Source organism: ANME-2 cluster archaeon (genome assembly GCA_014237145.1).
Taxonomy (GTDB): domain Archaea; phylum Halobacteriota; class Methanosarcinia; order Methanosarcinales; family Methanocomedenaceae; genus Methanocomedens_A.
The window spans coordinates 45,700-51,928 of the sequence record JAAXOC010000009.1 but is presented as its reverse complement, the minus strand read 5'-3'; the positions used below and the strand labels follow the sequence as shown (position 1 = coordinate 51,928).

Here is a 6,229-nt window from a genome sequence, read left to right as displayed (position 1 = left end):
TATAGAGGCAGCCCCACAATTCAAAAAACCGGGAGAAATAAGGCCAAATATATCAACATCTTATCACTGGCTGTCAGTAATAAAGGGCCTGCTCTGCCATTATACTGGATTGTCCTTGATTGAAAAGGAAACAGTTCCTTTGAGCACTGGAAACATGTCTTAACACCAGTAATTGAAGAATTGCAGAAGATGGAAAGGCTTTCAGGCAAATCAATCCTTGTTGTGGCATATCAAGAATTTGCCAGCCCAAAACTGCCTAAATGGCCTGAAAATAGATATGGTGTGGAAGCTATACTGCGAATACAAGCAAGCATGTATACAAAAAGTGTTACTTACTGAACATTCACTCTTCGTATTCATTCACCGCTCCAACAATCGCATCGACAAAGTCATCTGCACTGGCACCAACCATCCGGATATCATTCTCATCAAAATATCTGTGAACGATCCGTTCTATATTCTCTCTTTCTGTTTTTGATCCGACAAGCAGCCCCTCCAGGGGATCAAAATCAATATCATTTATCTGCATGAAATCGCCGGTAATCCCGGCATCCATTATCTTTCCTTCATTTACATATAATGAAATCCTGATAATTCCCTTCTCTGCAGGATAGACACACGAGACATTTGATACACTGCAGTGACCCGGTCTCAGGATAAATTTCTTTGACGAGAAAATATCCATCTTTTTATTCCATATTGCATTTTCCGCCTCGTTTAATCCCGCTTTAGTTAATTTTACGTTTAATGCCTCTTCAAATCCCTGGATCAGACAATCCCTTAGTTCTGCAGGAGGTATCTTTCTCCCTAATTCCTGGATAATTGTGGTTATCCTTTTCTGTACGGAAGAAACTCCTTTCTTTTTTAATTTGGGTGCCGGGATCCTGGCTATCTTCATAAATGTGTCCATATCGAAATCCCATATAACGCTGCCATATATCAGCATGGAATTCTGCCTGGTCATTGCGGTCATCCCGCCAACCTTCTTATCCCCGATATTTATATCGTTAACTGGGGCAAAAATCGCATCCAGGCCAAGTTTTTTCAGACCTATTATGACACCTCTTGACAATATCTTAAAATTCCGATCCATATCATTTGAAACACGGGAATCCCTTTTATCCATACAGATACCCCAGGATGTGGAGCCAGGAACCATTAATCCCGCTCCTCCACCAGTCTCCCGCCTCTCGATCGTTATTCCAAGTTTTTCACATTCCACAATGTCACATTCTTCCTCACAACATTGATTCCTGCCTAAGGAAAGCACATAACCTGGGCATTCTTCTAAAAATACGGTATTGGGACTTATTCCTTTGATCATCCCGTCTACAAGCGTGGAGTGTATGGAATTGCACCTTATTACTTCCTTTTCTTTTACCTCAAGGTACCGCCATTCATTATTATCATTGTTTTCTTTTATTTCCCCCGTCATTTTATCATCCTTATAGCAGATCAGTTAGAGACTTTCTATTATTTAGCATGAAAGTACCCTTGGGTTCTTTCATTTTTTGAGCATGTCATTCGAAGAATTTCATGTACGTTTCCTGGAACGGTTAATAACCACAGAGTGCACAGAGAGCACAGAGAAACAATCACGCTCTGTGTTCTCTGTGGTTGATCTTCTTTACAATGATCTATTTCATCCAGAATAAATTAAAAAGTCTCATCAACTATAACCTCACATGCACACCGTTCTTCTTCAAATACTCCTTAACCTCAGAAACTGTATATTCTCCAAAATGGAAGATACTTGCAGCCAATGCAGCCGATACATTGGTCTTTTTAAACACTTCAAGTATGTGTTCCAAATTCCCGCAGCCGCCTGACGCAATCACAGGAATGTTCACACTATTGCTGACCGCTTTGGTTAGTTCTATATCAAACCCATCCTTGGTGCCGTCTCGATCCATGCTTGTGAGCATAATATCTCCGGCTCCGCGCTCCTCTGCTTCCATTGCCCACTGTATCGCATCTATACCTGTAAATTCCCTTCCCCCATAGAGTGAACATTCAAACCAGCATTCGCCCTGTGGAGTGTCAACAATTTCCTGACCGGTCTTACGTTCGTATCTGCGTTTGGCATCGATCGCTATCACACATGCCTGTGTCCCGAAGTATTTTGAAATTTCATGAATAAGGTCAGGGTTCTTTATTGCAGCCGTATTGACCGAGACCTTATCAGCTCCGGCATTAAAGGCAGTCCTGGCATCCTTTAAACTCCTGATACCGCCACCAACCGTAAGCGGCATGAACACGTTCTCAGATGTCTTTTCAATCACCTTAGACATTGTTTCTCTTCTTTCATGTGATGCTGTAATATCCAGAAAGATCAGCTCATCCGCACCCTGTTCATCATACTCCTGCGCCAGTTCCCAGGGTATGCCTGCATATCTGATCTGTTTGAACTTGACCCCTTTTACGACCCGTCCGAATGGAACTCCAAGATCACAATCAAGGCACGGAATAATCCTTTTTGCTAACATCTGGTCATCTCGACAAAATTTTTCAGGATAATAAGCCCTTTAGTGCTTGACTTTTCCGGATGGAACTGGACTGCATGGATATTATCCATTTCTACAACCGCAGCCAGATCCACACCATAATCAGTTGTTGCAGTGATAGTGTGCTTATTTGCAGGGACGCAGTAATATGAATGCACAAAATAGAAAAAATCACCATCATTGATCCCTGAAAGTAGGTCTGAATCGCAGCGAATTTGCAGCTCGTTCCATCCCATCTGTGGGACCCTGACCCCCTGTGGCAGACGGATAACATCTCCTTTGATAAGTCCGAATCCTGCGCAGTTGCTTTCCTCACCCCAGTCAAATAGAACATGCATTCCGATACATATCCCAAGCAATGGTATACCGTCGTGTATCAAGTCTAACAGTTCATTTTCAAACGGTTTTAAGTTGTTCATTCCATCACCGAATGACCCAACTCCTGGAATAACAACTGCATCAGCACCTGAAAGTTTTGCACTATCTGATACAATAACCGGATCTCCATTGACATTCATCAATGCATTATAAATACTGCGCAAGTTTCCCATCCCATAGTCAATTATTGCAATCATAATCGCTTGAATTACTGTTGTGTTTATTAAATGATCGGTGAGGCAGTACTACTTATTTGTTTAATTGCTTTACAATTTTTTCAATACTCTTGACTGTCCACACATTAATAAATTATAGAATATGTTTATAGAAATCTATATATATTATGCAGTAGGCTATCGTGTAGTGATACCTGTGAAATACGTAATAGCAATAATAAGACCTGAACGGCTTGATGCTGTCAAGCGGGAGCTTCAGGAGGTTGAAGTAAACAGATTGACAGTAACATCTGTTTCTGGATATGGGGCACAAAAAGGGCATTTGGAAGTTTACAGGGCACTGGAGTATGAGGTAAACCTACTTGAAAAGATCAAACTTGACATCGCAGTGAATGACGAGTTTTTAGAACCCACGATCGAGGCAATACAGCGAGGAGCCAAAACCAACGATAAAGGGGAGATCGGGGATGGTAAAATATTCGTGCTGCCACTTGAGGATGTCATAAGGATAAGCACCGGCGAAATCGGGTCCGGGGCTATTTAGGAAGGTAAAGATATGGCTATTGTTGCAGCAGATACTGCATGGGTCCTGATCTCATCAGCACTGGTATTATTCATGCTTCCCGGGCTTGCGCTGTTCTATGGCGGGATGGTGCGGCGTAAGAATGTCCTTAGCAGCATGATGCACTCGTTCGTTGCGATGGGTATTATTGCTGTAGAGTGGGTGATAATTGGTTACTCGCTTGCATTCGGGACAGGGAACTGGTTCATAGGTGGGTTCGAGCATGTATTCCTGCGCGGGATTGACCTTTACTCGACATCAGGCACGATTCCCACATATGCATTTATTGTATTCCAGGGGATGTTTGCCATAATAACGCCTGCCCTGATCTCTGGTGCTATTGTCGGGCGTATCAAGTTCAAGTCATACATAGCATTCGTCGCATTATGGGGCCTTATCGTCTATGCACCAGTATGTCACTGGGTATGGGGCGGCGGATTCCTTACAGGGGAAGCACTTGATTTTGCAGGTGGTACGGTTGTCCACATAACATCAGGTATCTCAGCCCTTGCACTCCTGGTCTTCCTTGGCAAGAGGAAAGGATATGGCCTGGATGCAATTAAGCCGCACAACGTTACTTTCACACTGCTTGGTGTAGGGCTTTTATGGTTTGGCTGGTTCGGGTTCAATGCAGGGTCAGCCCTGGCTGCCGATGAGGTTGCAGGACTTGCATTTATAACCACGTTCATTGCACCGGCAGCTGCAGGACTTTCGTGGATGGCAGCAGAATGGACCCACAGCGGAAAACCAACTGCACTGGGTTTTGCAACCGGAATTTTGGCCGGACTTGTTGCAATCACGCCAGGTGCAGGTTTTGTCACACCGATGGCTGCACTCTTAATCGGGCTAATTGCAGGATTTGTGTGCTATTGGGCTGTAATGCTAAAAGGTAAGCTGGGCTATGATGATTCACTGGATGTGTTTGGGGTTCACGGTGCCGGCGGGATTACGGGTGCACTCTTAACAGGCGTGTTTGCAAGTGTGGGGACCACAGGTCTCCTGCTTGGTAATCCACAGCAGCTATTGCTCCAGCTTGAAGGGGTAGTTATTACGATCATCTATGCAAGTGTTTGTACTATCTTGATCGGATTTGTGCTTGACAGAACGATGGGGCTGAAGGTTACTGAGAGTGAGGAAAATATCGGGCTTGACAAGACATGTCATGGCGAGACAGCGTATAATATTTGAGTGAAGGGATCATTGGATTCCTTCCACTATTTTTCCATGACCTGCTAATTCACTGACGTTTTGAAATAAGGATAAATCAGTAGCTCATCCAGTCACCTGGATATTGTAGGGGACTTCATGCTGTGCCTTTCTTGTGGCCATAATCTTCCCACCCAGAGCAAGCTGGTTGACCTCTTCAAAGGCCAGGAGGTTTCCCTCTATTGCAGTAAAGGCATGATCTAATTTTCCCAAACTTCCCACCACCATCATTATATTCAGTTTTTCACATCTCCAAATGGTACTCGCCAATACTCTTTATAACCAGTTCTCCCCTGCTCACGGCCTCAATAGCATCGGCAGCAGCCATTGCCGCCTGTATCGTGGTGATGTATGGTATCGCATAATCCACTGCCGCCCGCCGTATACTCCGCCCGTCCTTGTAGCTTATCTTGCTTGTGGGCGTATTTATGACCAGGCCGACATCATCTTTGCGCATCAGGTCAATGACATTTGGACTGCCGTCATGTACCTTCTTTATTTCAGTAACATCGAAACCCTTGCCAGACAGGTACCGGACCGTGCCGCTGGTAGCAATGATTTCCAGTCCCGCATCAACCATCTTCCTTGCTATCTGCACCAGTACCGGTTTATCCTGGTCCCTGATGGACATGAACACCTTACCCTTAAGCGGTAGTGCATTATCTGCTGCCAGTTCTGCCTTGAAAAAAGCCAGCCCGTAACTGTAATCCACACCCATGACCTCGCCAGTACTGCGCATCTCAGGGCTGAGGATCGGGTCCGCTCCAGGGAGTTTGTCAAATGGCAGGAGGACTTCCTTCACTGAAACATGTACAGGCCTGGGTTCCTGGAGGTATCCCTGTTCCTTCAATGTTATTCCTATCATGGCCCTGGCCGCAATCTTTGCCAGCGGCAGGCCCACAGCCTTTGATACGAATGGAATGGTACGGCTGCTGCGGGGGTTCGCCTCCAGCACATAGACCACCCGGTCCTTGTATGCCATCTGGATGTTCAGGGTGCCCTTCACCCTGAGTGCCAGGGCAATGCGCCTCACATTGTCCCTGACCGTATCCAGCACATAGTGTCCCAGTGACTGGGGCGGTATCACGCAGGCCGAATCACCGCTGTGTATCCCGGCCTCCTCGATATGCTCCATGATTGCACCGATGAGCACGTCCTCGCCATCGCATATGGCATCCACATCGATCTCAATGGCACCCTCAAGGAAGTTGTCGATGAGCACAGGATGCTCGGGCGAGACCCGCACTGCCTCATTCATATACCTGTTCAGGTCGTTCTCGTCGTATACTATCTCCATGGCCCGTCCGCCCAGTACATAGGAGGGGCGCACCAGCACAGGGTACCCGATACCGGCTGCCACTTCCCTGGCCACGGCTTCCGTGATAGCATAGTTGTTATCCCTC

7 protein-coding genes are annotated in these 6,229 nt (G+C 45.8%); 2 read left to right on the top strand and 5 right to left on the bottom strand.

The window, feature by feature from the left end; translation table 11 throughout:
- Positions 1-343: 343 nt before the first annotated feature.
- The 3 genes from HF974_01790 to hisH all read right to left on the bottom strand — a co-directional run bounded on the left by HF974_01790 (position 344) and on the right by hisH (position 3,079).
- Positions 344-1,435: a hypothetical protein gene (locus HF974_01790; GenBank protein ID MBC2697075.1), complete on the bottom strand. Its 1,092-nt coding sequence runs from the start codon at positions 1,433-1,435 to the stop codon at positions 344-346.
- Between the two features lie 238 nt (positions 1,436-1,673).
- Positions 1,674-2,486, bottom strand: a complete 813-nt coding sequence (hisF, locus tag HF974_01785; protein MBC2697074.1) for an imidazole glycerol phosphate synthase subunit HisF — start codon at positions 2,484-2,486, stop codon at positions 1,674-1,676.
- Positions 2,480-3,079, bottom strand: a complete 600-nt coding sequence (hisH, locus tag HF974_01780) for an imidazole glycerol phosphate synthase subunit HisH (protein MBC2697073.1) — start codon at positions 3,077-3,079, stop codon at positions 2,480-2,482. The genes hisF and hisH overlap by 7 nt, the downstream gene beginning before the upstream one ends.
- Before the next feature lie 175 nt (positions 3,080-3,254).
- Between hisH and HF974_01775 the strand changes: the two genes are divergently transcribed.
- Together HF974_01775 and HF974_01770 are read left to right on the top strand one after the other, a co-directional pair.
- On the top strand, positions 3,255-3,602 hold the full coding sequence (locus HF974_01775; GenBank protein MBC2697072.1) for a P-II family nitrogen regulator: 348 nt from the start codon (positions 3,255-3,257) through the stop codon (positions 3,600-3,602).
- A gap of 12 nt (positions 3,603-3,614) precedes the next feature.
- Positions 3,615-4,808, top strand: coding sequence for an ammonium transporter (locus HF974_01770; GenBank protein MBC2697071.1), 1,194 nt, complete (start codon positions 3,615-3,617; stop codon positions 4,806-4,808).
- A gap of 84 nt (positions 4,809-4,892) precedes the next feature.
- Here the strand turns inward: HF974_01770 and HF974_01765 are convergent, their stop codons facing one another.
- Together HF974_01765 and HF974_01760 are read right to left on the bottom strand one after the other, a co-directional pair.
- Positions 4,893-5,039, bottom strand: coding sequence for a hypothetical protein (locus tag HF974_01765; protein ID MBC2697070.1), 147 nt, complete (start codon positions 5,037-5,039; stop codon positions 4,893-4,895).
- Positions 5,040-5,070: 31 nt separating this feature from the next.
- Positions 5,071-6,210: a hypothetical protein gene (locus tag HF974_01760; protein ID MBC2697069.1), complete on the bottom strand. Its 1,140-nt coding sequence runs from the start codon at positions 6,208-6,210 to the stop codon at positions 5,071-5,073.
- Between the last annotated feature and the right edge of the window lie 19 nt (positions 6,211-6,229).

Bases quoted from the DNA above. Each gene is read 5' to 3' on its own strand.
- HF974_01790 (MBC2697075.1), bottom strand. From the start codon at position 1,435: ATGACGGGGGAAATAAAAGAAAACAATGATAATAATGAATGGCGGTAC.
- hisF (MBC2697074.1), bottom strand. From the start codon at position 2,486: ATGTTAGCAAAAAGGATTATTCCGTGCCTTGATTGTGATCTTGGAGTT.
- hisH (MBC2697073.1), bottom strand. From the start codon at position 3,079: ATGATTGCAATAATTGACTATGGGATGGGAAACTTGCGCAGTATTTAT.
- HF974_01770 (MBC2697071.1), top strand. From the start codon at position 3,615: ATGGCTATTGTTGCAGCAGATACTGCATGGGTCCTGATCTCATCAGCA.